The sequence below is a fragment of the Pseudomonas sp. K5002 genome, assembly GCF_013386655.1.
Lineage (GTDB): Bacteria > Pseudomonadota > Gammaproteobacteria > Pseudomonadales > Pseudomonadaceae > Aquipseudomonas.
Genome location: NZ_JACARK010001189.1, coordinates 1 through 485, shown reverse-complemented (window position 1 = coordinate 485; position 485 = coordinate 1). Strand labels below are relative to the sequence as shown.

Sequence of the window (485 nt, the reverse complement as noted above, 5' to 3'; positions counted from 1 at the left end):
AGAGGTGCGCACATAGCCGGCGCCGGGCATGCCCGGTTTGGCTTGGGGCACGGCGCTTGGTTGGGTCAGGCGCAGCTTGACCCGGAACACCAGCTTCTGACGTTCGTCGCGGGTTTCCACTTCCTTGGGGGTGAACTGCGATTTGGCGGCGACGAAGCTGATTTTCGCCGGCAGCGGTTGCTTCGGCAGGGCGTCGAGGACGATCCGAGCCTCACTGCCGACGGTCAGGGCGCCGGTTACCGAAGCGGGCAGATACAGGTTCATGTATTGGTCGTTGGGGTCGATCAGCAGTAACACGCGACCACCCGCGCCGAGCACTTCGCCGGGTTCGGCCAGGCGTAGCTGGATGATGCCGTCGATAGGCGCCCGCAGGCTGCTGTCTTCGATTTCACTGGTGAGCTGGGCGACCTGAGCCTGGGCGGCGCCGATGGCGGCCTTTACCGAATTGACCTGGGCCTGGGCGGCGACCACGGCAGCGTTGCCGG

1 protein-coding gene is annotated in these 485 nt (G+C 65.8%); it reads right to left on the bottom strand.

All coding sequences use genetic code 11. The features are described from left to right. The coding region (locus HX846_RS34725) for an HlyD family secretion protein (RefSeq protein WP_178967205.1) at positions 1-485 on the bottom strand (485 nt) is incomplete at both ends.